At 68.6% G+C, this 23,160-nt stretch carries 25 protein-coding genes and 1 pseudogene; 17 read left to right on the top strand and 9 right to left on the bottom strand.

What is annotated here, in order from left to right:
* Nucleotides 1-75: 75 nt before the first annotated feature.
* The 3 genes and pseudogenes from ACYUD3_RS37465 to ACYUD3_RS37455 all read left to right on the top strand — a co-directional run.
* On the top strand, nucleotides 76-888 hold the full coding sequence (locus ACYUD3_RS37465; RefSeq protein WP_470980644.1) for a DUF3558 domain-containing protein: 813 nt from the start codon (nucleotides 76-78) through the stop codon (nucleotides 886-888).
* A gap of 154 nt (nucleotides 889-1,042) precedes the next feature.
* Nucleotides 1,043-1,906 carry a DUF3558 domain-containing protein gene (locus tag ACYUD3_RS37460; protein WP_470980641.1) on the top strand — a complete coding sequence of 288 codons (864 nt, stop codon included), beginning with the start codon at nucleotides 1,043-1,045 and terminating at the stop codon, nucleotides 1,904-1,906.
* 101 nt (nucleotides 1,907-2,007) lie between these two features.
* Nucleotides 2,008-2,304 (top strand): annotated as a pseudogene (locus ACYUD3_RS37455) (DUF2637 domain-containing protein); the annotation flags it as partial.
* Between the two features lie 256 nt (nucleotides 2,305-2,560).
* Here the strand turns inward: ACYUD3_RS37455 and ACYUD3_RS37450 are convergent.
* Genes ACYUD3_RS37450 through ACYUD3_RS37440 form a run of 3 tightly spaced genes read right to left on the bottom strand, consistent with a single transcriptional unit; the run spans nucleotide 2,561 to nucleotide 5,837 of the window.
* Nucleotides 2,561-3,328, bottom strand: a complete 768-nt coding sequence (locus ACYUD3_RS37450) for a hypothetical protein (protein WP_470980638.1) — start codon at nucleotides 3,326-3,328, stop codon at nucleotides 2,561-2,563.
* A gap of 17 nt (nucleotides 3,329-3,345) precedes the next feature.
* Nucleotides 3,346-5,388, bottom strand: coding sequence for a hypothetical protein (locus ACYUD3_RS37445; RefSeq protein WP_470980635.1), 2,043 nt, complete (start codon nucleotides 5,386-5,388; stop codon nucleotides 3,346-3,348).
* 29 nt (nucleotides 5,389-5,417) lie between these two features.
* On the bottom strand, nucleotides 5,418-5,837 hold the full coding sequence (locus tag ACYUD3_RS37440) for a hypothetical protein (RefSeq protein WP_470980632.1): 420 nt from the start codon (nucleotides 5,835-5,837) through the stop codon (nucleotides 5,418-5,420).
* A gap of 254 nt (nucleotides 5,838-6,091) precedes the next feature.
* Here ACYUD3_RS37440 and ACYUD3_RS37435 point away from each other — a divergent pair, with 254 nt between their 5' ends.
* Nucleotides 6,092-6,646, top strand: a complete 555-nt coding sequence (locus ACYUD3_RS37435) for a GNAT family N-acetyltransferase (RefSeq protein ID WP_470980629.1) — start codon at nucleotides 6,092-6,094, stop codon at nucleotides 6,644-6,646.
* On the opposite strand, the gene ACYUD3_RS37430 is transcribed toward ACYUD3_RS37435, so the two are convergent.
* Nucleotides 6,607-8,184, bottom strand: coding sequence for a helix-turn-helix domain-containing protein (locus tag ACYUD3_RS37430; protein WP_470980627.1), 1,578 nt, complete (start codon nucleotides 8,182-8,184; stop codon nucleotides 6,607-6,609). The genes ACYUD3_RS37435 and ACYUD3_RS37430 overlap by 40 nt on opposite strands.
* A 240-nt stretch (nucleotides 8,185-8,424) precedes the next feature.
* Between ACYUD3_RS37430 and ACYUD3_RS37425 the strand changes: the two genes are divergently transcribed.
* From ACYUD3_RS37425 to ACYUD3_RS37405, 5 genes are read left to right on the top strand one after another with little or no spacing between them, the layout of a single operon-like run.
* Complete coding sequence (locus tag ACYUD3_RS37425; RefSeq protein WP_470980624.1) at nucleotides 8,425-8,874, top strand: ATP-binding protein; 450 nt, start codon at nucleotides 8,425-8,427, stop codon at nucleotides 8,872-8,874.
* Nucleotides 8,871-9,329 (top strand): hypothetical protein, encoded by a 459-nt coding sequence (locus ACYUD3_RS37420; RefSeq protein WP_470980622.1) that lies wholly within the window; start codon nucleotides 8,871-8,873, stop codon nucleotides 9,327-9,329. The genes ACYUD3_RS37425 and ACYUD3_RS37420 overlap by 4 nt, the downstream gene beginning before the upstream one ends.
* 30 nt (nucleotides 9,330-9,359) lie before the next feature.
* Nucleotides 9,360-10,574: a phosphotransferase gene (locus ACYUD3_RS37415; protein WP_470980619.1), complete on the top strand. Its 1,215-nt coding sequence runs from the start codon at nucleotides 9,360-9,362 to the stop codon at nucleotides 10,572-10,574.
* Nucleotides 10,571-11,506: a lactate/malate family dehydrogenase gene (locus ACYUD3_RS37410; protein WP_470980616.1), complete on the top strand. Its 936-nt coding sequence runs from the start codon at nucleotides 10,571-10,573 to the stop codon at nucleotides 11,504-11,506. The genes ACYUD3_RS37415 and ACYUD3_RS37410 overlap by 4 nt, the downstream gene beginning before the upstream one ends.
* The gene (locus tag ACYUD3_RS37405) at nucleotides 11,503-12,633 is read left to right on the top strand and encodes a hypothetical protein (protein WP_470980613.1); all 1,131 of its coding nucleotides are present in this window, start codon (nucleotides 11,503-11,505) and stop codon (nucleotides 12,631-12,633) included. Before ACYUD3_RS37410 ends, ACYUD3_RS37405 begins: the two co-directional genes overlap by 4 nt.
* 140 nt (nucleotides 12,634-12,773) lie before the next feature.
* Here ACYUD3_RS37405 and ACYUD3_RS37400 read toward each other — a convergent pair whose 3' ends face one another.
* The 3 genes from ACYUD3_RS37400 to ACYUD3_RS37390 all read right to left on the bottom strand — a co-directional run bounded on the left by ACYUD3_RS37400 (nucleotide 12,774) and on the right by ACYUD3_RS37390 (nucleotide 16,525).
* Nucleotides 12,774-14,249 carry a hypothetical protein gene (locus tag ACYUD3_RS37400; RefSeq protein WP_470980611.1) on the bottom strand — a complete coding sequence of 492 codons (1,476 nt, stop codon included), beginning with the start codon at nucleotides 14,247-14,249 and terminating at the stop codon, nucleotides 12,774-12,776.
* Nucleotides 14,246-16,165 carry a DEAD/DEAH box helicase family protein gene (locus tag ACYUD3_RS37395; protein WP_470980608.1) on the bottom strand — a complete coding sequence of 640 codons (1,920 nt, stop codon included), beginning with the start codon at nucleotides 16,163-16,165 and terminating at the stop codon, nucleotides 14,246-14,248. The genes ACYUD3_RS37400 and ACYUD3_RS37395 overlap by 4 nt, the downstream gene beginning before the upstream one ends.
* Before the next feature lie 192 nt (nucleotides 16,166-16,357).
* Nucleotides 16,358-16,525 carry a hypothetical protein gene (locus tag ACYUD3_RS37390; RefSeq protein WP_470980605.1) on the bottom strand — a complete coding sequence of 56 codons (168 nt, stop codon included), beginning with the start codon at nucleotides 16,523-16,525 and terminating at the stop codon, nucleotides 16,358-16,360.
* 231 nt (nucleotides 16,526-16,756) lie between these two features.
* Here ACYUD3_RS37390 and ACYUD3_RS37385 point away from each other — a divergent pair, with 231 nt between their 5' ends.
* Nucleotides 16,757-17,407 (top strand): YdcF family protein, encoded by a 651-nt coding sequence (locus ACYUD3_RS37385; RefSeq protein WP_470980602.1) that lies wholly within the window; start codon nucleotides 16,757-16,759, stop codon nucleotides 17,405-17,407.
* 70 nt (nucleotides 17,408-17,477) lie between these two features.
* On the opposite strand, the gene ACYUD3_RS37380 is transcribed toward ACYUD3_RS37385, so the two are convergent.
* Nucleotides 17,478-17,813, bottom strand: a complete 336-nt coding sequence (locus ACYUD3_RS37380) for a hypothetical protein (RefSeq protein ID WP_470980599.1) — start codon at nucleotides 17,811-17,813, stop codon at nucleotides 17,478-17,480.
* A gap of 17 nt (nucleotides 17,814-17,830) precedes the next feature.
* Nucleotides 17,831-18,628, bottom strand: a complete 798-nt coding sequence (locus tag ACYUD3_RS37375) for a GntR family transcriptional regulator (RefSeq protein WP_470980596.1) — start codon at nucleotides 18,626-18,628, stop codon at nucleotides 17,831-17,833.
* A 254-nt stretch (nucleotides 18,629-18,882) separates the two neighbouring features.
* Here ACYUD3_RS37375 and ACYUD3_RS37370 point away from each other — a divergent pair, with 254 nt between their 5' ends.
* Genes ACYUD3_RS37370 through ACYUD3_RS37340 form a run of 7 tightly spaced genes read left to right on the top strand, consistent with a single transcriptional unit; the run spans nucleotide 18,883 to nucleotide 23,148 of the window.
* Nucleotides 18,883-19,260 (top strand): WhiB family transcriptional regulator, encoded by a 378-nt coding sequence (locus tag ACYUD3_RS37370; protein WP_470980593.1) that lies wholly within the window; start codon nucleotides 18,883-18,885, stop codon nucleotides 19,258-19,260.
* Nucleotides 19,257-19,796: a hypothetical protein gene (locus ACYUD3_RS37365; protein WP_470980591.1), complete on the top strand. Its 540-nt coding sequence runs from the start codon at nucleotides 19,257-19,259 to the stop codon at nucleotides 19,794-19,796. The genes ACYUD3_RS37370 and ACYUD3_RS37365 overlap by 4 nt, the downstream gene beginning before the upstream one ends.
* Entirely contained in the window at nucleotides 19,796-20,026 is a 231-nt protein-coding gene (locus tag ACYUD3_RS37360; RefSeq protein WP_470980588.1) for a hypothetical protein, read from the top strand. The genes ACYUD3_RS37365 and ACYUD3_RS37360 overlap by 1 nt, the downstream gene beginning before the upstream one ends.
* Nucleotides 20,023-20,202, top strand: a complete 180-nt coding sequence (locus ACYUD3_RS37355; protein WP_470980585.1) for a hypothetical protein — start codon at nucleotides 20,023-20,025, stop codon at nucleotides 20,200-20,202. Before ACYUD3_RS37360 ends, ACYUD3_RS37355 begins: the two co-directional genes overlap by 4 nt.
* Nucleotides 20,199-21,770 (top strand): hypothetical protein, encoded by a 1,572-nt coding sequence (locus ACYUD3_RS37350; protein WP_470980582.1) that lies wholly within the window; start codon nucleotides 20,199-20,201, stop codon nucleotides 21,768-21,770. Before ACYUD3_RS37355 ends, ACYUD3_RS37350 begins: the two co-directional genes overlap by 4 nt.
* The gene (locus ACYUD3_RS37345; RefSeq protein WP_470980580.1) at nucleotides 21,770-21,964 is read left to right on the top strand and encodes a hypothetical protein; all 195 of its coding nucleotides are present in this window, start codon (nucleotides 21,770-21,772) and stop codon (nucleotides 21,962-21,964) included. Before ACYUD3_RS37350 ends, ACYUD3_RS37345 begins: the two co-directional genes overlap by 1 nt.
* The gene (locus ACYUD3_RS37340) at nucleotides 21,952-23,148 is read left to right on the top strand and encodes a hypothetical protein (protein ID WP_470980578.1); all 1,197 of its coding nucleotides are present in this window, start codon (nucleotides 21,952-21,954) and stop codon (nucleotides 23,146-23,148) included. The genes ACYUD3_RS37345 and ACYUD3_RS37340 overlap by 13 nt, the downstream gene beginning before the upstream one ends.
* The last annotated feature ends 12 nt before the right edge of the window (nucleotides 23,149-23,160 follow it).

Below are 23,160 nucleotides of genomic sequence, written 5' to 3'. Positions count from 1 at the left end.
GAACCCGTCCATCAGCAAGACCAGCCACCCCGCCGGGGCCCGGCTGGGATTCCTACACACGGATTAGGAGCCCTCGTGCAGCGCAAGGCCTATGTGACCGGCGTCGCCGCCCTCCTCGCGGCGCTGCTGGCCGGCTGTACGAGCGGTTCGGACGGCGGCGGCTCGACCGACAACTCCAACCCGGACAGCAGCGGCACGACGGCGGCGGCGCCCCAGCCCGGCCGCTACACGTCCCTCCCGCAGCCGTGCGTATCGGTGAGCCACGGCACGCTGGACGCCCTCCTCCCGGGCATCCGCCAGCTCACGGACCCGGACCGGCGCGACACGGCGTACGCGGGCACCCCGACCCTGACGTACGACACCGACCGCCGCGCCGGCTGCCGCTGGAAGGTGGACTCGACGGCGGCGACGGACCATCTGTCGGTGGACTTCGAGCGGGTGGTGTCGTACGACAGCGCGGTCAGCGACGACGCGCAGGCGGAGCTGCTGTTCGCGAAGAAGGTGGACGCGGCGGACCTCCCGACGCCGAGCGCGACCCCTTCGCCGACGGCGACCCCGTCGGTATCCGCGTCCGCGTCCCCGTCCGCGTCGGCCTCCGCCTCGGCGACCCCCTCCGCCACCCCCTCGCTGTCCCCCTCCCCCACGGCCGACATCCAGCCCCGCACCCTGGACGACCTGGGCGACGAGGCGTACGTCGACGACGCGCTCGTCAGCTCCGGCGGGGCCGCGAAACAGCGCACGATCACTGTGGCGTTCCGCACGTCGAACGTCATCGTGACCGTCCAGTACGACGAGCAGCCGACGACGCTCGGCACGGTCCCCGACAGCAAGGAAATGCAGGACAAGGCCAGGAAACTGGCGGCGCAGCTGGCCGACGCGCTGGGCTGAGCGGCGGCGGGTGAACGGCGGGGGCCGGATTCCGCAAAGCGTCCCGACGGCAGCCGCACAGCTCGTTCACCGCGTACCGTGACCCCTCGGACCGGACCCGACCGGGAACTCCGCGGAGCCCGCAGGAACCACGAGCGCGATGATCGAAGGAACCATGCAGCGACGAGCAGCCCAGCGCACGAAGCAGACCCGAACCCGGAAACACGCCCTGGTGGCGGTGGCCGCGCTCCCTGTGATGCTGCTGGCGGCGGCCTGCTCCTCGGACTCGGGCAGCGACAAGAGCGCTTCGGCGGCCGGCCAGTCGTCGTCGGCCGAGGCCCCCGGCGAGGTCACCTCGGCGGCGCCGACCCCGACCCTCCAGCCGGCCGTGTACGCCGCTCTGCCGGACGCCTGCAAGGCGATATCGCAGAAGACGCTCGACGGCACGGTGCCGAAGACGAAGGCGGGCAAGAAGTCGACGACGGACCAGGCGGGCACGCGCACGGGCTGCACGTGGGACAGCCTCGCCGACAACGGGGTGAAGGGCTCCCAATACCGCTGGCTGAGCGTGTCGTTGCTGCGGTTCGACTCCAACTCGGCGGCGGGCGAGGCCGATCGGCAGGCCCAGGAGTACTACACCCGGCAGGTGAAGGACGCCCAGGCGACGGAGGGCGCGACGAACGTCAAGGCGGCTGCCGGGGCCGGCATAGGTGACACCTCCACAACGATCCGCTACGACCAGAAGAAGAAGGAAGGGTCCTTCAAGCAGCAGACGGTCGTGGCGCGCGCGGAGAACGTCGTCATCACGGTGGACTACAACGGCGCCGGTTTCGCGGGTGACGAGACCCCTGACGCGGACGCCCTGGTGAAGCTCGCCGAGCAGGCCGCGAAGGAGACGGTGGCGGCGGTGGAGCGGGCCAACGGGAAGGGTACGGCGCCGAGTTCACCGACGCCGAGCACGCCCGCGACTCCGTCGGCGACCCCGTCCCGTACGCCCTCCCCGAGCGCCTCCGCCAGCGCCTCCGCCGCGCAGAGCTGACGATCCGGCGTCACGGCCGCCGCACACATGTGCCACCCTGTTGCGCGCGAGGCGACTCTCGCATCAGCAGTCCCAACGACAGGTGAGCGAAGGGGAGTACGGTGGCCGCGCCGATCCAACTGACCCGGATGCACCGCGTTCTCATCGGCGTGGTCGTCGCCGGCGCGGTGGTCATCGCCGGCATCGGCTTCGCCGGTTCCTACGCGGCGGTCCGTGAACTGGCGATCAAAAAGGGCTTCGGGAACTTCAGTTACGTGTTCCCCGTAGGCATAGACGCGGGCATCTGCGTCCTGCTCGCCCTCGACCTCCTTCTGACGTGGATCCGCATCCCCTTCCCGCTGCTGCGGCAGACGGCGTGGCTGCTGACGGCGGCGACGATCGCCTTCAACGGGGCGGCGCTATGTAGGTCGTTCATCCTGTCCGTTGTCCACGGAGATGAGCCCCCACCCACCCTGAGACCCCAGCTGAAGAGGACCTGCACCGCGCATCGGTACAGGTCCTCTGTCTTGATCTCGATTACTCACCGTGATCACAGGCGGGGAGGGCTGGCGTGGTCCTCTACAGCTGCCCTGGTTGGCTAGCAGTCCAGGGGCCCCTTTCCGGCCTCGACCCTCCAGAAGCCCGTCTATGACGCGTCTGGCGCTCCAGAGGGTCTCACCCTGGCCCGGAGCGCTGGCCAGGCGCCAGGTTGCGCCCCTTGCTGTCGACGGCAGTCACTCCAACTCCTGTTCCACGCACGCCGAGGTGGTCGAGCATGCGGTTCATGACTTGGAGCGCGAGCGACAGGGACTCATCATCTTCGATGACACTGAATACTTCCTCGATCTTCCGGCGGACGAGGAGCCGTTCATCTTTGGTCTGATCGATCTTCGCGGTATGAAGTGTTCTCTGCAGCTCAGCAAAAGCACCAAGGACCGACTCGACCTTCGCCTTGGGGTCTCCAGCGGCAAACTGAAGGTCGGCATACCGGTTGATCCACCAGACGGGCCCGAGGGCCGGGTCTGTGAGCCGATCAAGCAGAAGGTCGAGTTCGACTGACTCTCGGGCGTAGGCAGAGCGCAGAGCCATTTCTTCTTCAGCCCGTTGCAACGCCACCCGTCTTGCTGGCTTTGGAATGCGAAGCCGTACACGCGCTTGCGTCCGGACTCGCTTCTCGTCATCCCAGAGTTCCCGGCCGAGGAGGGCATTCATGGCGTCTTGCGCGGCGGATTGGTCCAATAGCCGGTACCTGCCGGCCACACTCGCCAACTCTTCTCTCAGAAGGTTCCGTACCAGTGCGTCAGGAAGGAGCGGTCGGGAAACCGAGGAGTCGAGATTGAGCCACCACCGGTAACGAATGACCGCATCGTAGTGCAGCCCGCGATCTCTGCTTTCCAAAGATGCGGAGAAGGAGCGGCGATCAGATATTCGCCGCTCCTTCAACCAGTTGAGTATCCGAATCACTGCGTTCCGTGCTCCGGTTCACTCGGGTCGTGAGGATGCAGCTCCACAGGTTCAGTCTTCTGCGGCGCGGCGGGGGGATCGTGCTCCACCTCGACATCCTGGAGGAAGTCGGTAAGGAACGCGTCAATCAAAGTATCCTTCAGCGGCCCCTTGGCCTTGACCACGGCCTTGATGAAGGAGCCGCCAATCCCCGTGGACCTACCAAGCGCGATGATGAGGTCGACCACCGGGCTTGGCGGCAAGCAGTCATTTTCCGCGCCTGCTCGCCAGCTCAGCAGAACGCGTTGAGCCTCGATGGAGTCATGGGCGGGCTGACTGACATGCTGCCACGCTTCGAACAAACGCTGGCGGATCGCTTCACCGGCCTCTCCGGGCTTCGTCAGTGCCACGGCGAGTGGTTCGTTCTCCAACTGGTCCGCACTCGGCGGGACGCTGAAGACGTCGAAGAAGACCTGCCGATCCGTTCCGATCGACTTCCCCTCATTGGTGATCCAAGTGACGACGGTGTCGGTTACAAGAGCCGCGAGGTCGTCGTCAACAGCCAGTGCGCGTACGGCGTTGACGGCTTCCTTTCGCGCTTCTTCGGTCCCCGGGGATTTGAGGACATAGCGCGCCCGGGTCAGGGCTTGGCTGGGGTACGCCTTTCCGAAAGGTCCTGAACAGGCTCGGGCGACGGCGCACTGGCGTTCCGGCCGTTTCTTCCCGTTAGCCCACGTGGAAAGCTCAGCTCTTACCTGGCTTCCAAGTACAGGGTGCACGGCGAGTTCGGACAGGAGGTCGCCGACAAGTTGCTGGTGCTGCTTGCCGTCATCGCGAAGCCATCCTTCTGCTAGATCGAAGATCGGAGTAACACCCACGGTCTCCGCGAGCTGTGTCAGAGCTACGGCAATTGCGTCGAGGTAGTTCTTGGCCGGACCCTGGCTAATTTCCTGGAGCCACTGTTTCAGTACTTCTTCGGTGAGTTGCCGGTGCTTCGTCCAGAGGTACCGCAGGATTGCCGACCCTTGTGATTCGTGGACGAGAGACGCGATGCCGGTGGCCGTGTCAAAGGACAGTCCCGCCGGATCGAGCCGCTTCTGCGCGTCCGGCATCGCGAGCAGTCCGCCCTCGGGCTTGGGCAAGGCGATCTTCGGCGCGGCAAGCAGGAGATCCGCGCTGTTCAGCACTACCTCAGCGGGTGCCTTGTTCAGAACGGCGCCAGCGATACGAACGGCTCTGGTCTCGACCTCTTTGCTCCCCCCGGCGAACCAGCCACTCAGGTGGGATTCCCAGCCGTGGTACTCGTCGAGGGCGTCCGCGTCTCCGCTGCTCTTGGCCTTCGCAATGATCGCCGCGAGCCGAATCGCCTCGCCAGGGGCACAATCGTGCGGCAGGAGGCCGTGGAACTTGCTCTCCTTGTTGTCGATCCACCTGGAGCGGTCCCGCGTCCGCCCGTCACTGTCCAGGTACTTCCTGACGACGGCTGTGGGGTCGGGACGCTCGATGTCCGTCACCAGGATCTCAGGCTGAGGTCCGTCGGCTCGCGCCTGGGACCAGGCAGCCTTTGTCGTGACGATGACCATGCAGCTACCTGCTTTGCGCAGGGTGGAAGCGTAGGTCACAAGGCCGCGGTAGAAGGCCTCGGGCAGTGGCTGCGTGACACTGCGCAGATTGAGGAGGTAGCCCGCGCCGCGCTCCCCGGGCAGACAGGCCACATCCGGTTCATCCCAGTCGGGCAACAGCTCGAACACTCGATCGGTCGCAACATTCGTGGCCGCGAGCAGCCGCAGCCCGGCGGACCGGCAGCCATATTTCTCGGGTGCAAGCAGGACCACGATATGGACGTTGGCCATGCTTCCGAAGTGCAGCCGAACGGCCTGCGAGGCTTTGTCGAAGTTGTCGCCCGGGCTGACGAAGCGGTTCGCCGGCATCAGCTTGTCCGGGTTGGCCGGGCGAGGCCGGAGATGCCGCAGCCCGGTCAGGTAGTTCGTGATGTGATTGTCCCGACCGGCGACGTTTTGGTCACCGAGGACGACGTTCTCCTTGACGTCCTGCTTCACGGTGGGCTCGTCCGAAGTTGGCGACGACATCAGCGAGCGCCTCCAAGGTTGTTGTCACGTCCCGCGACGTTGATGCTGCCGAGGGCGAAGTTTCCGGTCACCGTCTGCTGGGCGATCACCGGGGCTTCCACCCCCTGGGCCTTCAGAGCGTCGATGAACTCCTGGATCGCTTCCGGCTGGCCGTCGCCGAAGCAGGAGGCAAGAATCTCGCGCACTGGCGCCTGCACGCCCTGCGCCATCAGCGGCCGTTGGGCAGGCTCAAGCGCCGCGACCGCCTGTTCCAGCGAGTCCAGTCGCGCCAGTACCTCGGCCTCGCCTTCCGCTCCCTCGCCACGGCGGCGACGGAAGAAATCGACGAAGCTCTGCCGGGTGTACCCCCAGACATCGGTGCCCATGGCTCCCGCCATGGCCGCACTGGCTGCGACCAGAAGATCGGTCGGTGTCGACACGACAGCTCCCCCCCATGCGTGCTTGACACAGCCGTGCCCTGACGTTCGAGCCGACTGTGGTCTGTGACTTGTACGGGGATGATATGTCCGCAGTGGTTGTGTAAGGCACCGATCATGCGAGCTGTGGCCGGATTCCGTTGACTGCGCTCATTCCTCGTTGTCGTGCGCCAGGGCGACGAGCCGCGCTTCGCTCCTGCCATATGGCGCAGGTCCGCCCTGTGCCGTTGCCGTGGGAGCGCCATAGCCTGACCGCCATGACGATCGACGACGTATCTCTGGAGCACCACGACGGTCAGGAAGCAGAGTCGCTGCTGGAGGAGTTGTGCGACGCGTACGCCGATGCCTACGGGGTGGAGCCGGGTGAGGAGAAGACGGCCGCGTTCCGCCTCCGGGCGGAGAAGCAGTTCGCACGTCCCGGGTTTGCCCTGGTGACAGCGCGGTCCGAGGGCCGACTGGTGGGGTTCGTCTTCGGCTACGCGCTCCCCGCCGGGGATACGCACTGGTGGGGCGGGGTGCAGCCGGAGCCCACGGCGGAATTCTTGCAGGAAACCGGGGCGCGGACGTGGGTGCTGTCGGAGATCGAGGTGCGGCATGCCTGGCAGGGCAAGGGCGTGGGCCGGGCTCTGCATGACGCGGTGTTGGGCGCGCGGGGCGAGGAGCGGGCGACGCTGGCGACGGGCCCGGGTGCCGCGGCGCAGCCGGTGTATGAGTCGTGGGGGTGGCGGAGGGTGGGACGGATTCCCGGGGACGAGGGGGAGTACTACTCGGCCTACGACTTGTTCGTGCTGGAGTTGCCGGTCAGCCGGTAGTGGGCCAGGAGGTCGTCGAGGGTTCGGACGGCCCGGCTGCGCTGCCAGGGGGTGAGGGCGGTGCGGAGGTCCGCGATGCGCTGGGTGATGCGCGGGGAGCGGTTGACGCCGGCGATGCGGGCGATGTCGCCGACGATGGTGCTGGCCTCGGTGATGTCGCCCTGCTGGAGGTGGGCCTGGCTCTGCAGGGCGAGGGTGTGGGCGTAGTTGTGCACGTTGGTGGGGTCGATCATGGGAAGTGAGGTGCGGGCGGCGGCCAGGGCTTTCTCGGGGGTGCCGAGGACGAGTGCGCATTCGGCGTTGGTGCCCCAGTAGAAGGACTCGTCGTAGAAGTACCACCAGGAGGCGAGGGGCGTGTCGGCGGCCATGTCGCGTACGGCGGCGTGTTCCTGTTCGAGGGCGCGGCGGGCCTTGTCGTCCTGCTGGGCGGCAGCGAAGGCGCGGGCGGCGACGTCGGCGGCGTAGCCGAGGGCGGCCGGGCTGTCGGTCTGGGCGGCCCATGCCTGTGCGGCGATGGCGTGGTCGATGCCGACGCGAGGTTTGTTCTGCCAGGTGGCCAGCTGGCTCATGGTGCACAGGACGTACGTGACGAGTTCGGTGTTCTCCGCGTCGTGGGCGGCGGTGCGGGCGTCGTCGTAGTAGTACTGGGCGGCCCGGTAGTCGCCGAGGTTGTACAGCTGCCAGCCGACCATCTGGCTGAGTTCGGCGTACACGGTCAGTACCCGGGGGCGGAGGTCTTCGGGGGCGCCGGCAACGAGGTCGGCGACGACTTGGCGTTGGGCGAGGGCGGTCTGCAGGGCGATCTGCGGGCCAAGGACGTCGCCCTGGCGGCGGTAGTGCTGCAGGACGCGTTCGGCATGGGTGATGGTGGCCAGGTCCAGGCGGCTGGGGTCGTCGAGGACGGCGGCGACGCGGTCGCGTTCGTCGGCGTCGGCGATGTCCAGCAGCGGGGCCGCGGCGGCCACGGTGAGCGCGGTGCTGATCTTCAGGAGCAGTTCGCGGCGGTCGAGCCCGGGGGTGGCCTGCTGTACCCACATGATCAGTGCCTGTGCCAGTTCCTCGAAGCGTACGTCGTGCAGCCGGTGGATCAGGGCGCCGGCCAGCTGCGGGGTGAGTAGGAGCGGTTCGGCGGCAAGGCCGTCCAGGAGGTCGGCTGCGGGGGCGGGGCTTGCTGGGGCCGGGGGTGGCGGGTGGCCGTGGTTGGGGAGGTCGGCGAGCAGGTCGGCCACGGAGCATTCGTAGAGCTGGGCGAGCCGGTCCAGGGTGTCGAGCGAAGGGGCGTGTCCGGTGCTGGCGGGCCAGAGTTCCCAGGTGGAGATGTTCTTGAAGGTCCTGGGGTCGTCCGGCCACCGCTGGTTCCACAGCTCGGCGACCTGGCGCTGGCTCAGGCCGCGGGCCAGCCGGGGCGCCACGCGGGCGTTGACCCGGTGGCGGTGCCGGACGGCGGCGTGCACCTCGGGCCAGGTCTTGCCTGCCGCCCGCAATTCGGTGGCGAACTGCACCTGTTCCTGCCTGCGGCTCCGGGGTCTTGCTGCCACCCAGCCCTCCTCTCGGCGTGTGTGGATCGCACCTTGTCCTGCACGGTAACGCGGCGCGGGGCGCGTCAACACGCGTGTGTTCTTTCCCGGTTGAACCGGGAGATCGCGGCCTCATGTTGGCGGCCGGACGGGATGGCCCTGAGTGCTGCGGCGGCGCGACAGTTGGGACTCCGCTTCACTAGCGAACTTGGTTCGCGGTGTCGCCCGTTCCTGCCACGTGCCTCGGGGTGATGCAGTGTCATGCGTCTGACTACCCATACCGATCCGGGCCTGACACAGGCCGATTCCTCCTCCGTCACCGTCCGGGTCCTGGAGATAAGCATCGCCGCGGACAAGGCGCTGGTCGCCGGGGTGCGGCACTCGGTGCGGGCGACGCTGGCGTCCTGGGGCGCGGGCGCCATCGCCGACGACATGGCGGTGGTGGCGTCCGAGCTGGCGTCCAACGCGCTCAAGCACGCCGGCGGCGAGGCCAGCGTGCGGCTGCGCCTGGTAGAGGGCCAGGCGCTGCTGGAGGTCGACGACGGCTCCCTGCGGCGGCCGGTAGCGCGCCGGGTCGGCGCGGCGGCCGAGGAGGGCCGCGGCCTGTTCCTGGTGCAGGCCCTGGCCGCCGAGTGGGGCTGGAGATATCGCGAGGGAGGCGGCAAGACGGTGTGGGCGTCGTTTCCGGCACCCGCAGGGTGTGCGGCATGACGGCGTCTGCCTGCGGCGACGGGCCGCTGGCCGCCGCCGATGCGCGGCCGGGGTTCTGGTGTGAGTGCCAGCTGACGTCCGCGGAGTCGGACAGCGCGGTGCTGGTCGGTTCCTTCGACGCCTATGCCGCTGGCGATGCGGTGCGCTGGATCCGCATCGCCGTGCGCATGTTGGTCTCCGTGGACGACGCTGCCGAGACCGAACCAGTCCACGAGTGGCTGCTGTTCGGTTCGAATCTCACCGCCGCCGCGCTGGAGCGCGGCGAGCCGTTCGCCATCGTGCTGCGGCACGAACGGTTACGACTGGTGTGGAGTGCGCGGCCCGTCGGCTTCCTGCCACTGGCCCACCGCACCGGCCGTGCGCTGCCGCCGTGCGCGCTGGAGTGGTCCCAGCCCGCCGCGCTGCGGGCGGCCCTGACGGCTTCGCGGAACACCCATCTGCCCGCACGCCGCTGATGCGGCCTGCCGAGTGCGAAGGAGTCATTCATGAGCACAGCCGCAGCACATACCTCCCCGGAGCCAGTGCCGTACGTGGCCGAGGTCTTCGCTTTCGCCCAGGACGAGATCCGCTCGGCCGCCGCCGAACTGTGGCCCGGCGCCCGCGTGGAGCTGTCCGCCCACATTCCGAGCGTCACCGGATACGTGCACCGCATCCGGGTCGGCGGCCGGGAGCTGTACGCCAAGCATTCCTTGCTGGGGATGTCGCTGGTGTCGATCCTGCGCGGGGTCGCTGGTGACTGGGCCGAGGTGCAGCGCGCCCAGGCCGTGTACATCCACCAGCCGGACGCGCTGCTGGAGCGGGAGGCCGCGCAGTTGCGGCTGCTGGCCGGGCTGGGGCGGCCCCGCGTGTGTGAGGTCGCGGGCCTTGCGCGCGGGGTCCTGTTCACTGTGCCGGTGCCCGGCCCGACGCTGGCAGCTGTGCTGTTACGGGACCCGGCGAGCACGAGTGAGCTGTTCGAGCGTGTCTTTGCCGATCTGCACCGGCTGCACCGCTCCCGCACCGCCCAGCGGCTGGCCCCGGCCGGGGCAATCTCCGAGCGGAGCGTGACGGCGACGTTCCAGCGGAAGTTCAACGGCATCAGCGGCCAGACCTACCTCAGCCGCCTGGGTGCCGAGCGGTGCGCCGAGGTCGACCGGGCCGAGGTGACCGCGCTGCTGCGGACGGTGGTCGCCCGGTTGCACCGCATGCGGCCGACCGCGCTCGCTCCGGGGCAGGCCGTGCTGACGTACGGCGATCTCAAGCCCGAGCATCTGGTGTTTCCCGACGGGCCCGAGGGGCGGCCGACTCTCATCGATCCGGGCCTGTTGCGAGCCAGGGCCTCGGTGGACGCCGCGAAGCTGACCAGCCGCACGGTGCTCCTCCTCGCCTCTGCCCGCCCCGCTGCCGAGGCCGTCGAGCAGATCGTGGAGGGGTTGGAGGCATTCGCCGAGCAGCAGATGCGGCCGATGGCGCCCAAAGCGGCCCGCTCCTGGCTGTGTGAGCTGCTGATCGTGTGGCTGATGGACACCGTCAACATCCTCACCACCTTCCTGTCGGCCCCGGCGACGCTGCCGCTGCCGCCGCGCGGGCGCCCGCTGGTGGAGCGGGCCGTGGTGGTGTGCACCCTGGCCGACCACATCAGCACTGCCCTGGGCGCCGGGATGGACGTGCACCGCGTGTGGGACGCCGCGCTGGGCGAGATCAAGGCGGTGGCCGGATGAACCGGACACCGGCCGTGGACACGGTGGGCATCGTCGGGGCGGGAGCGGTCGGCCAGGCCGTGGCCACCGCACTGTGCACGGCCGGCTTCGGCCGCCACCTGCTGATCGCCAGCCGCACCCCGGAACAGGCCGCCGCCCTGGCGGCGGACATCGACGACATGCGGCAGGCCACCGCCTCCCCCATGCACCCCCGCGCGGTTCGAATGGCCGACCTGGCCGACTGCCAGGCAGTGGTCATCGCCGTGCGTGCCTCCTTCACCAACACCCGAAGCGCCGACATCCGCATGGGTGGCGCGGCCTCGAACGCGCCCGCCATCGGCCGACTGGCCTCCGCGCTGCACGGCTATCCGGGCACGGTGCTGGTGGTGACCAACCCGGTCGACGTGATGTCCCGGCTGTTCGCCGAACTCTCCGACTGCGAGAGGGTGTTCGGCATCGGCTCGAACCTGGACAGCGCCCGCTACCGGGCCGCCCTCGCCCGCCAATTGCACGTTCCGCCCGCCGCAGTTGCTGGGCACGTGATCGCTGAGCACGGGGACGCCGCCGTGGTGTGCGCGTCGGCCACCACGGTCAACGGTCAGCGGGTCCCTCTCCCGCTGCAGCAGCTCCGGGACGAGCTCACCACGCGGGCCGGGCGGATCAGCGCGGGCATCGGCCGCACCCGTTCCGGGCCCGCCGGCGCCGTGCTCTCCGCCCTGCGCAAGACGCTCGCGGTGGACGACGGCATCGAGGAACTGTCCGCCCCGTATGGGAGCGGCTGGCTGGGAATTCCTTTGCGCTTCACCCGGGGCGAGCCCGTAGCGTGCCTGCCCTCCCTCGACGCGGCCGAGCAGCGGCAGTTCACTGCGGCCGACACCAAGCTCCGCACCGCCTATCAGGCCGTGCGGTCCCTGCCCGAACTGGGATCTCCCGACAGCGAAAGGGCTTCATGAACACCCTCACCGCGACCCGGCTTCATGCCGCGGACGTCAACATCACGATGGTCAGCAACACCCGAGCGGTCACCGACTACGCGCGCCGCTACTTCGGTTCGTGGTGGAACGCCTTCGAGGTACCGCCCGCCAGTGTGTGCGCCGCCCCGGTGGTCTTCGCCGATGTCGACGAAGACCAGTACGCCTCGCTCCAGTCCTTGGTGGAGACATGCCCGCACGAAAAGACCACCTACGCCAAGGCGGCCACACTCGTGGCCCGCGACGCCGAGGGCACGATCACCGCGGTCAGCCCCAGCCAGCAGCTGGCCTACCAGCACGAGCCTGCCACCGGCCGCCTGTCCGTGATCGGCACCGGGAGCGAACCCGTGGCGCTGGCCGCCGCACGGATCGCCCGGGATGCCCTGCGCGGCCTGCTGCTGCGGGACGGCTGGACACTGCTGCACGCCTCCGCCGTGACCCACAACTGCCGCACCGTGCTGACCTTCGGCGAAAAGGGCGCGGGCAAGACCACCACCGCACTCGCCCTGGCGAACCTGGGCTGGCAACTGCTGGCCAACGACCGGATCTTCGTCCGGCCGGACGAGGGCGGGCAGCTGCGTGTCCTGCCCTGGCCGTCGGCCGCCGCGATCGGCCTCGGGCTGCTGGACGCGCTGGGCTGGCACGACGTCGCCCGCAAGCGCCTTGAAGCCGGAGAGACCCTCCACCCCACCCAGCACCCGGACGTCACCGACGCGGTCCTGGCCGGGCGGCGCGAACCGCTGTGGGAGCCCGGCGGCAAGCGTGAACGCAAGGTGCAGGTCTACCCCGACCAGTTCGCCGACTGGTTCGGCCTCAAGCTGGCCACCGGCGGCCTCGCCCAGGCCGTGCTCTTCCCTCAGATCCGGCGGGACGCCGCCCCGGCCGTCGAAGGCTGCCGCCGCACCCTCGGGGACGCCGACTTCATGCACGGCGCGACCGAGGACCGCTACCCCGACATCCTCGATCTCGCCCCGGCCGGCGGCAGCGGCAGCAGCGACGCCCGCCAGAGCGTCGCCCACCACCTGGAGAAGCTGCCCCAGCACACCGTGGTCCTCGGCCACGGCCTGGCGGCCAACGCCGCCTTCCTCCACCAGTTGCTCAGCGACTGATCCCAGGCCCTGCCGGACGCCGACCGTAGGCGCCCGGCAGGGCGACGGTACGGTGGGGATGTACACAACCCCTTCTCCTCATCTGGCACGCGGCCAGGTTGAGACTGCTCTGCGGACTGGTACGGAGTGTTCGGGATGGCTCAGCTTCTCGGATGAGCCCGTTCCTCATTGACGATCATGGTGGCCAGCTCGTTCACCTGCTTCTGAAGTTCAATCAGCTTTTCGCGCAGATCGTCGTCAGCAACGGCTGCGAGATCGTTCGGATCGATCGCCTTGATGCTCTTAGCCGTGGTACTCAGAGCCTTCGAGAACTTGGTGCGCTGCTCGCGGAGTTGAACTTCTGGGTCGGCTTCGACCGCGAGTGTCGTGAAGGATTGAATGGTCCCGTACGCCTCGGCGACGGCTTCCGGGGTCGCATCGGGTCCGTTGACTACCTCAAGGAGTTTGGTGATTTCCTGCCTGGCGTCTTGGGGCAGCGCGAGGGTTTGACCGGCTGGCGTACGCACCTTGCCTTCTCCCGCAACATGACGAACATACTCGGCACGTTCAGCTTTCCGAGACTCAACCGCGGTTTCCTTGCGGAACACTGGGTCGTCGGCAATCGTGCGGGCGAGAACAGTGCGCAACTCACTGTCGTTTCGTGCGCGTTCCAGAAGCGCCGTGCGGGCGGCTTCCGCAGTGCTCTCGTCCGCAAGGATCGCAGCCTTCATGGCGCCTGGGCTCTTCGCCGCGTAGATCACCTTCCGGACGCTGATGCCCGCCTCGTGAGCCCCGGCCACCAGGGCGTCGGCACGCTCCGGGCTGACATCACCAGGGGCGAAGCACTCCGTCCAGGTCTTCGCAGTCGGGAGCGGTACATCCATACCAGGCTTGAGCTGGTCGAACGAGGGCAAAGCATGCTTCTCGACGCCCCTCTCCCACGCGCGGTGGTACCGCATGACACGACGGGTACTCCATCCGGTCCGGCGAGCGAACTCCGAGACGGAGACCTTCCGCCCCGGACCGCCTTCATTCGGATCGTGGTGATCGCTCTCATCGTGCCCGCCAGCCTTGCTCGGTTGTACGTTCCGTGCGACTTTGAGCGCCCACACCCATCCGCTGGACTTGCCGACCAAGCGGAGCTCAAAGGCATCGCGGTTGACGGGGTCGTTGAGATCGGCGTCAGGCTCTGCAACCGCTTCCGCTTCTTGGAGAGCTTCCGGGTCGTCGGAGGGATCACGCCACACCAGCTCCTGCTGGCTCTCTCCCGTGACTTCCTGTGCTTCCGGCTCGATCCAGACGTTCTCTTGCGATTCAGGGTGCTCGAAGTCCGATTCGGGACGCCCGATCAGGTCCGCGACGAGGCGCAGAGTCTCGGCATCGTCGGCGACCAGGCGCATCAGTTCATCGATGCTGTATCCCAGCCCTCTGGTCGGCTTTGCCGTGACGAACGACTCGAAAGACTTGTGTGTCACGTGCTCACCCCGGGGGGTGGTGAAGTTTCGCCAGGATCCTTCTTCGACTACCTGTCGCACCAGGCCGGGGACGGATTCCATGCCGTTCAGCGTGGACCGCATCGAGGAGCTGAGCGCGTTGACCAACACTGCGTTTCCGGTCGCGCTGTGAGGCTCGTTCACTTCGCTTGCTCCACCCTGATCGCGGCCTCAACCGTCACCAAGCGCTTCTGGAGTTGCTCAAGGGTGGCAGTCGTGACGTTGTTCTGGAGACTCTGGTTCAGCTCTCCGTTGATGTGCTGGTAGGGGCGATTGGTGAGCGCGGCCAGCCGACCCACCTTTCGATGGATCAGCTTGCGGAGCGTCTTTTTCTGGTCTCCGAGCGGCTCGCTGTCGTCGACGACTCGCTGAGGCGGCATCGATTGCGAATTGAACGCACCGGCAGAGCTGAGCAGGCTCGCCACCCACTCGCTTGTGACGGAGGCAGGCGCTGGGCCAGACATCTCCATGGTGCGCTGAGCATATGCCAGCTGTTCAGGGGTAAATTTCGAGCCGCTGGCAATGGTCGCGTGGTGTGTCGCGTCAGAGGATCCGACGATCTCGTATGCAGGGAACAGAGTGCCGGAGTCGCTTTCTCCGTCGCTGCTCTGGCCTTCCCGGATCTTCTTCTCTTGCTCAGCGAGTGCGGCGTCAACGGTCTTTTCGATGTCTTGCGCGTGGGCGAGGAGGATTCCGATGGAGGGGATGAATACCCGTGCTGTGGTGGGGTCGTCCTCACCACGCATGCGTACGAACCGCCCCACAACCTGGGTGAAGAACATCTTGGTTCTCACCCGGGAGGCGTAGACACCGACACCCAAACGCGGAATGTCGACACCCTCGGCTATCATCTGCACCGCCACGATCCAAGGAGCGGTCCCCTTCGAGAAATCCTTTATGATCTGCGAGGCATTCGGCTCGTCGGAGATAGCGACAGGAATGGGCACACCTGCGATGCGTCCGAGGATCTTCGCGTAGGCATTGGCTGCGAACTGATCGCTGGCCACTACCAGGCCGCCCGCGTCCAGGGTGTCGATGCGCATCTGCAGAAGGGCCCTGTGAGCCTCCTGGAGTACGGAGGGAATCCACTCCTCGTTGGGGTCAAGAGCCGCCTTCAGTGCCGGAGGCACTTCGTCCTTGTCGGCTTCGCTCAGGTCGACGGACGTCACAGCCAGCTGTCCCGAACGGCGCCACTTCGACTTCCCGTCCCAGGCAGGGAAAACGGCTGGCCGGACAACTCCCCCGTCAATGAGGGCCGTACCGTAGTCGTAGTTGAAGCCGGCGACGGCGCGGCGCTCTTCGTCGTAGGTGACGAACGGGATCGGCTTGCCGTCGGTGCGGAACGGCGTGCCCGAAAGGAGAAGGCGTCGAGCCGCCGGTTCGAAGGACTCCTTCAATGCCTCGCCCCACCGCAGGTCTTCGCCGTCGCCAGCATGATGGATCTCGTCGAAGATGACGAGAGTGCGCTTGCTACCAGTGAGTCTCTGCCACAGCAGCGGCGAGGAGGCAACACCCTGGTAGGTCGCCACGACACCGTCGAAGTCAGCGCCGACCGCACCGTTCCTGTTCTCGAAGACATGATCAAGCTTGATGCCCCTGCGGGCCCCCGCCTCCGCCCATTGGCGACGCAGGTGCTTGGTGGGGACGATGACCACGATCCTCGTGACGACGCTGCGGTCGATCAAGTCCTGAGCGATTGTGAGAGCAAGGGTGGTCTTTCCGGCCCCGGGGGTGGCAACAACGAGAAAGTTGCCGTTGTCACCGCCGTTTCGGGAGTGGTAGCGCTCGCGCGCATCGCGCTGCCAGTCACGAAGATCGGAGGAGTTCGTCATGGAGTTGGATCCCTTCTGCAAGTTGCATTGAGGGCAGAGCGCCTGCCCGTTCAGCACATCGGTTGGACCACCCTTGGACCACGGCGCCATATGGTCGCCGTGCCACCCAGGCTCAAGCTCTACTCCGCAGTTGACGCAGCATCCGCCGGCTGCAAGGAACAGTGCGACACGCTCCGCGCTGTTGAACGAGCGGCGGCGATCACGGGACTGGTCGGAGACTCCTGCCATGAGCGGCAGAGTATCGGTGGGCACTGACAATGAAGCGGTCCTTCACCGCCCTCGGACCTCCTGGGCAGCCTCGTGTGCGCGGCGGAGTTGGTCCGTGAGGTTCGTTGCAGTGGTGGCGGCCTCACCGATAACGCGGGCCACGCCAGTGGCATCGTCCCGGTCGCGGGACATCCGGTCCACCGCGGCGGAGGTCTACAGCAGGATCTGGGGCAGGTACTCAGCGAGTTCGCGGAGGTCGCGCAGGACGCGGGCCGCGCTGCGGGGGCTGTCGTACTTGGCCTTGCCGCTTTCAAGGTGCTGGGCGATCTCGCACAGGGTCTTCGCGGCGTCCCGTGACAGGGGGCTAGGGTCGTACGGCACCGGCTGATTCCTCCCGCTCACGGTGGCAGAGTCTTCAGTGTGCCGTCGCTGACCTGCCCATACAGCCGGATCGGCAAAGTTGCCGGGCAGGAGGCGGACGCGGCGCCCCACGTATCCTCCCCTTGGTACGGGCCTGCCGCCGATCACGAGGCTGCGGAACGATGCACCGTGCGCCGGGCACAGAGCGACCAGGGAGTGGCGGCCGTGGCAGACGGCGGAGGAGAGCAGCGCGTGATCACCGCCCAGGAGTGGCGGGATGCGGAGCTGATCTGGGACTACCACCAGATGCATCATGAACTGCGGCCGTGCTCGGCAGGGATCGGCCTGGGCAGTCACGATCTGGGGGTCGCCTCGCACACTGTGCACCTGTACCGGCAGGACCTGTTCCCGGTAATGGTGTTCACGGGCGGCAACAGCCCTACGACGAAGGCGCGCTTCCCGCGGGGTGAGGCCGTGCACTACCGCGAGCACGCACTCGGGCACGGCGTGCCCGAAGAGGCGGTGCTGGTGGAGCCGAAGGCAGCGAACACCGGGCACAATGCCGTCTGTTCCCGCCAGGTGTTGGCCGAGGCTGGGATCGTGCCGGAGTCCGTACTGGTGGTGTGCAAGCCGTACGAGGAGCGCCGCTCGTACGCGACGTTCAAGAAGGTGTGGCCCGAGGTGGACGTGGTGTGCGCCTCGGAGCCGGTGGGCCTCGCGGAGTACGCCGAGGGCATCGGGAACGCGAAGCTGGTCATCGACATGCTAGTGGGCGCTCTGCAGCGGGTGATGGTGTATCCCAAGCAAGGCTTCACGATCCCCCAGGACGTCCCGGAGGGCGTGGCCGCGGCATTCAAACGGCTGGCCGACGGCGGCTTCGACAGTCGCCTCTTGCCTCGCTGACCTGCCCAGACAAGCCGGTGCCCTATGAAGACGCGCTTCAGGGGACACTGGCGGTTGCGGTGGGCGGCTGTCAGCCAGCCAGGCCGAGGGCCTTCGCGCGGTCGCTGTCGCCGCGGGTGTCCGCCGATGTCATGCAGGCGACGCGGGCCTGCTCGGCGGCGAGCCCAGCAGCTGGGGCGTTTTCTCTCCTGGTACGGCCGTGCTGCAGGGCCTGGGGCATCAGGGGCGGCTGCTCGTCGCCGATCTGCACGATGATCGTGGCGCCCAGGACCAAGGCGGCGCTCGCCAGGCGGCCCTGGTGATGCCGACGACGGTGGGCCGTCTCGGCCACCTCGACGAACGGCACATCGCCGGGTGCGGTCAGTTCGGCCGCGTCGAGCGCGCGGGGTTTTCCTTCCCTGGTCATGGTTCCTGTCTTTCGGCCTAGTCCCGGGCGGAGTCGGGCATCTGGAAGCCGTAGCTCCAGATGAAGCGGCTGGCGGCATGGACGCCGAGGGCGTACTCGATCACAGTCTCGTCGGCGGTGTAGGTGATTCGTTTGAGGATCATGACCGGCTCGCCGGGCGGCAGCTCCAGCTGCTCTGTCTCGGCGGGGGTGGGCATGCGGGCGTGCAGTTCCTCGGTCATGTGGTCGGGTTCCAGGCCGAGTTCGTAGAACACTCGGAAGCCTCCGCCCTTCCCGGCCGGGCCCGGGGTGGGGTCGACCAGTCGGGTTCCTTCCACGTGGCTGGGCCTGTAGTAGCTGGTCAGCATGTGGGTGGGCTGACCCTTCTCCTTTACCAAGCGGGCGCGTGCGTAGACCTCCGAGCCCTCCGGAATACCTAAAGCGGCAGCGATCTCGCGGGTAGCTGGCACCCGGCTGACGGTCTGGGTCTGGTCGGTACGGCTGTATTCGCGGCCCGACGCGACCCGATCCGCGATGAACGCCACCTCGTCGCTGTCACGCCATTTCGCCTTGTCGTAGCGCTGGATCGCGAGCCGCTTGAGCGGCGGGCTGTCGCGGGCGTAGACACCACCGCCCTGCCTGCTGGTGACCAGTCCGGCGTTCTTCAGCCGGAGGATCGCCTGACGCACGGTCTCGCCTGTCACCTCGTACTTCGCCACCAACTCACGCGTGGTCGGGAGCTTTTCTCCCGGCTCGATGCCGCCGGATTCGATCTCTGCTCTGAGATCGTCGGCGATCCGCTGCGCTCCCCGCGGCCTCGGGTTCTTTGCCGTCATGGGCACAGAGTAGGACACCTTCACTAGGTAAGTCATCGCAACTTCACTAGTGAAATCTTGACAGAGGTACCGATCTCCACCTACGGTCGATCTCACCAACTTCACTAGTGAAGTCGGCGGGATGTTGGGACTGTCTTGCCCTGCGTCCGTAACTCTGCCTTGCCCGAAACGCGCAAAAGGACCCCTGATCTCCTTCGACCGATCTCAGGGGTCCTCGCGCGGAAAGCCCACCTGTTTCGAGGAGTGACTTCCGCATGCCCAAGCGTACGAGTGTGTCCGCTGCCGCGGTACGACTTGCGCCCCGCGCTTTAGGAGAACGGCGCGCTCTGCTGCCGTTCGGCGCCTCGCCCGTGAATGCCGAGGGCCAGCCGCAGGCCGCGTGCACGGGGCTGGACCCGCAGATCTTCTTCGCCCGCCCGTCCGAGCTGGACCAGCCGGCCAACAGGGGCGAGCGTGCGGCGCTGGCCGTGTGCGCCGTGTGCCCGGCCGCCGTCCGCGCGGTGTGCCTGGAGCGGGACCTGGCCCAGTCGGAACTCACCCGGATCAACGGGGTCTTCGGCGGGGTGCGCCAGGAGGAGCGGCGCCAGATGTTCCGGGCCCGCCGGGCCGCCGGGAACGGGGGTGCGGCGTGAACCCGCAGAACCCCGGACTTCCCCGGTCCTCGCGGGAATTGCCGCAGCCGGTGTTCCCGGAGCTGGCCGACTACATGTGGATGGCGTGGAACGGCCTGTCCGCCGCGTCCCCGGCCGCGCGCCGGGTGGAGGCTGCGGAAAGCGCCCGCGACCTGCTGTCCGAGGCCATCGTGCTGCCGCTGAAGGAGATGGATGCCGACTCGCTGGTGATGGCGATCCTGCAACTGCGGGCCGGTCTGGCCCAGCTGCTGGCCGCCACCATCCCGGCCGCCGTACCGCCGGCTCCGTCCACCGGCACCGCGCTGGACGACGCCAGCCTGGTCGCGCATCTGCTGGATCTGATCAGCGACGCCGCCCCTCTGGACGCCGATGTCGCCGTCCATGTCGGCCGCCCGCTGCCCGCCCCACTCATCGACACCCTCGCCCAGGCGATTCATGCGCCCGGGCTGCGGCCAAGCGGCGACTACCTGGAGGCCCGCGGCATCTGCGGCCTGTCCACCATCCACATCACCGCCCTGACGAGCGGGGGCGCGTGATGGCGTTCTTCGGACTCATCGGCAACGACCGCCGAATGGCGGCCACCACGTGCGCGGGCAAGGAGTCGGCAACCGAGAAGCGGCAGCACGAGGAAACCGAGAAGGTCGCGCGACGCCGCCAGAGCCACCACCGCAGCGTCGTCAAGGCCGACCACGACGGCTGGAAGCGGGCCGACAAGGAGCGCGAGCGGCAGGAAGCCCATGGAGGGCGCCGGGGGTGGTTCTCGTGACTCGTGTGCGCACCTGGCAGGCGACCATCGGCCGGGCCGAGCGGGCCCGGCAGGACACGACCGCAGCCCAGCAGGCCACCGCACGTATGAGGCAGGCCCTGAGCAGGTCGGATGCGGCCCATGCCGCCGACCGTCTGGCCACCACATGGACTCCGCAGGGAGAAGCACCCCGGTGATCGAGCACGACCGCGTACTGAACATCCCGGGCGCGCACCGCGCCCACCTCCTCATCGACACCCCTGTCACGGAGCCCACGGCCGCCGACGTCCTGGAGGCGGCACACGCCGAGGCGAGTGATCTGCTGGCCGGCGCCCGCCGGGAGGCGCAGACGCTGCGGCGGGAGGCGGCCACCGCCGCCGCCCAGGCCGAGGCCGACGCCGAGGGCGCCCAGCAGCGCCAACTCGTCGCCGACCTGCACGCCGAGCAGTCCCACCAGGCGGCCGAGAAGCGGATCGCTGCCGCCCGGACGGTCCTGGAACAGGCCCGCGAGGCGGCCGAGGAGCTCCTGGCCGACACCCGCACGACGGCCGCGCGGGTCCGGGAGGCCGGGCAGGAGGAGCTGCGCCGCATTGAGCAGGAAGCCGAGACGCTGCGGGGGCAGGCCGATGCCCGCGCCCGCCGCCGTGAGCAGGACGCCGAATCCTTTCGCCAGGCAACCGAGGCGGAAGCCGCCCGGCTACTGGAGGACGCCGGGCGCCGGGCCGAGTCCCTGGTGGACGACGCCCAACGGCAGGCCGAGGACACCGGCCGGAAGGCGGACGCGGCCCTGGCCCAGGCTCGCCGGGAGAAGGACGAGGCGGACGAACTGCTGGAGCACGCCCACGCCGAGGCCGAGCAGCGTCACGACCGCGGCGAGAAGCTGACGAAGAAGCTGCCGACGTTCGCCCTGTTCGCCGCGATCGGCCTGACCGCGTCGGGCGAATGGTCGCTGGCCGTACTGGTCGGCTTCCCGCTCCTGGTGGCACCGCTGCTGCCGATCGCGATCGACGTGTACGTGGTCGCCGCCTTCCGGCGCCACCGCGACACGTTCACCGCGATCAGCCTGATGGTGATCGCGAACGTGCTCGTCCACCTCGCCGAGGCCGGGCTGTTCGGCGTCACCGGCACCGGTGACGACGTCAAGCCCACCTGGTGGCTGGTCGCCCTCGTCGTCTCCATCGGACCGTTCGTGCTGTGGCGGGTTCACGCCCTGCGTGACCACCCCGCCACCGCTGCCGCACCGGCCACCTCCCCGGCGCCGCAGGAGCAGCCGGAGCCGGTAGCGGACGCTGCCGCGCCGTCCGCGCTGCCGCCCGGTACCGGCACCGGTAACCCGGGCGGTGAGCACACGGCTACCGGCACCGGTGAAGACCCGGCTACCGGCAGCGGTAACTCCGCACCGGATACCGGTAGCGCGAGCGGTAACGGTGCCGGGTCCGCAACCGGTAACACCGCCTCCGCTACCGGCGGTGCCCCGTCCGGCGCCTCCGGTGCGGCGGGCGGCAGCCGCCAGCGCCGTACCGGACGCCGTCCCTCTCGCCGAAGCGGTGACCGCGCATCGCGCGGTACCGGGCGCGAGGAGCTGCGGGATGCGGTGCGGACGCAGATCACCGCGCTGCTCGCCGACGGCCAGACGCCGTCGCCCACCGAGCTCGGCCGCGAATTCGGCACGGATGCCGAGTGGGTCCGCAACCAGATCCGTGCGGTGAAGAAGACCCTCCCGGACCAGCCGGCCACGGTCCCCGCCGCGGAAGAGGGCGCCTGATGTTCTTCCGACGGTCCCACCGCCCCGCCGTCCGGCTGGTCCTTCCCCACCGCCGCTCCCGCCACCCGCTGCCCCTGTTGCCCGAGAGCCAGCAGTCCAAGCCGCCGACTGGCGCCGAGCCGGACGCGGACGAGATCAAGGTGCGCGAGCGGCTGCTGGCCCTGCTCGGGGAGGCCGTGCGATGGCCCCGCTGAACAAGAACAGCGCCGACGAGCCGTGGTGGGCCGACAGGCACACCGCCGAGCGGGCCCCGGTGGGCTGCTGCTCCGGCTGCCCGGTGGCCTCCGGCTGCCCGCTGCGCTCACTGAGCGCGGTGCGGTGCGCGGTGACCGGCGACCAGCCGCCCCCGCCGCCGCCCGCCATCACCCCGGTCCTGGCCGAGGTCATCGGCCAGGACCCGGTGGTGGCCATGGCCGAGACGGTGAGCTGGGCGGACGTCACCGCTGCCGTCACCGAGCAGGCCCCCGACCAAAACAGCGACGGCAACGCCCCGGACTGGGGACGGCTGCAGCCGGTCCGCAACCTGCTGTCCATCGCGCTGGTCAGCTTCCTGCCCGTCGGCGGCACGACCGCCGCCCGCTGGGTCGCGGACAGCATCACCAGCGACGGCATCACCGCCCCCGTCCTCACCCCGCTCGGCTTCGTCCTCACCGGCACCGGCGCCGTCTTCCTCGGCCAGCTCGTCCCGGGTGTCCCCGGCCTCATCTGCGAACTGGCCTGGAAGGCGCTCGTGCTCACCGGCCAGGGCGTCGTGCGCCTCGTGCGCTCGCCTCGCGGCTGGGATCATCACCCGCCCCGCGCTGTGGGCCGCCGGAATCAGCGTCCTGACCGTCTCCTGGCGCGCTGCCACCCACTCCCTGACCGGAGCCCCCTGACCATGTTCGACAACTCCCCCGCCAACGCCGGGTTCGGCGCCCTGGTCTTCGGCGCCGTCGCCACCGTCGCGATCATCGCCGGGTTCAAGTACAAGCTGCTGCGCAACAAGAAGACGCTGTTCCTGGTCGGCTTCTTCATGCTGCTGATCACCGTGAACTCCGGCGGCTTCCTCGGCGAGATCGCCGGTGCCCTGCGCCACGGCATGAACGTCGCCGGGCAGCAGGCCGTGGACAAGACCGCCGGAGCAACGGTGACCGCCAACCCGCCCCGCACCACGGTCACCCCGGTCTCCGCCGGCGGCGCGGCCATCGGCCTGACCGGGATCACCTGGTACGTCATCAAGCTCATCGCGGCCCGCGGCAAGCCCAAAGACTGGAAGGAAATGGCCGGCGGCACGCTCGTGGCCGTCTGCTACGGCACCAGCCTCGGCTTCATGGGGTGGATCGTCAGCGCCACCACGCTGACCGGCAACAACATCGGCCTGTACGTCTTCGGCGGCTGACCCACGAAGACG

The organism is Streptomyces sp. AMJ-169 (assembly GCF_055597585.1).
The sequence above is the reverse complement of the archived record's forward strand: the minus strand, read 5'-3'. Positions and strand labels throughout refer to the sequence as shown.

What these genes read in the sequence shown, in the direction of transcription:
- ACYUD3_RS37460 (WP_470980641.1), top strand. Translation starts at nt 1,043, where the DNA reads ATGCAGCGACGAGCAGCCCAGCGCACGAAGCAGACCCGAACCCGGAAA.
- ACYUD3_RS37435 (WP_470980629.1), top strand. Translation starts at nt 6,092, where the DNA reads ATGACGATCGACGACGTATCTCTGGAGCACCACGACGGTCAGGAAGCA.
- ACYUD3_RS37425 (WP_470980624.1), top strand. Translation starts at nt 8,425, where the DNA reads ATGCGTCTGACTACCCATACCGATCCGGGCCTGACACAGGCCGATTCC.
- ACYUD3_RS37420 (WP_470980622.1), top strand. Translation starts at nt 8,871, where the DNA reads ATGACGGCGTCTGCCTGCGGCGACGGGCCGCTGGCCGCCGCCGATGCG.
- ACYUD3_RS37415 (WP_470980619.1), top strand. Translation starts at nt 9,360, where the DNA reads ATGAGCACAGCCGCAGCACATACCTCCCCGGAGCCAGTGCCGTACGTG.
- ACYUD3_RS37410 (WP_470980616.1), top strand. Translation starts at nt 10,571, where the DNA reads ATGAACCGGACACCGGCCGTGGACACGGTGGGCATCGTCGGGGCGGGA.
- ACYUD3_RS37405 (WP_470980613.1), top strand. Translation starts at nt 11,503, where the DNA reads ATGAACACCCTCACCGCGACCCGGCTTCATGCCGCGGACGTCAACATC.
- ACYUD3_RS37395 (WP_470980608.1), bottom strand. Translation starts at nt 16,165, where the DNA reads ATGGCAGGAGTCTCCGACCAGTCCCGTGATCGCCGCCGCTCGTTCAAC.
- ACYUD3_RS37380 (WP_470980599.1), bottom strand. Translation starts at nt 17,813, where the DNA reads ATGACCAGGGAAGGAAAACCCCGCGCGCTCGACGCGGCCGAACTGACC.
- ACYUD3_RS37375 (WP_470980596.1), bottom strand. Translation starts at nt 18,628, where the DNA reads ATGACGGCAAAGAACCCGAGGCCGCGGGGAGCGCAGCGGATCGCCGAC.
- ACYUD3_RS37370 (WP_470980593.1), top strand. Translation starts at nt 18,883, where the DNA reads ATGCCCAAGCGTACGAGTGTGTCCGCTGCCGCGGTACGACTTGCGCCC.
- ACYUD3_RS37360 (WP_470980588.1), top strand. Translation starts at nt 19,796, where the DNA reads ATGGCGTTCTTCGGACTCATCGGCAACGACCGCCGAATGGCGGCCACC.
- ACYUD3_RS37345 (WP_470980580.1), top strand. Translation starts at nt 21,770, where the DNA reads ATGTTCTTCCGACGGTCCCACCGCCCCGCCGTCCGGCTGGTCCTTCCC.
- ACYUD3_RS37340 (WP_470980578.1), top strand. Translation starts at nt 21,952, where the DNA reads ATGGCCCCGCTGAACAAGAACAGCGCCGACGAGCCGTGGTGGGCCGAC.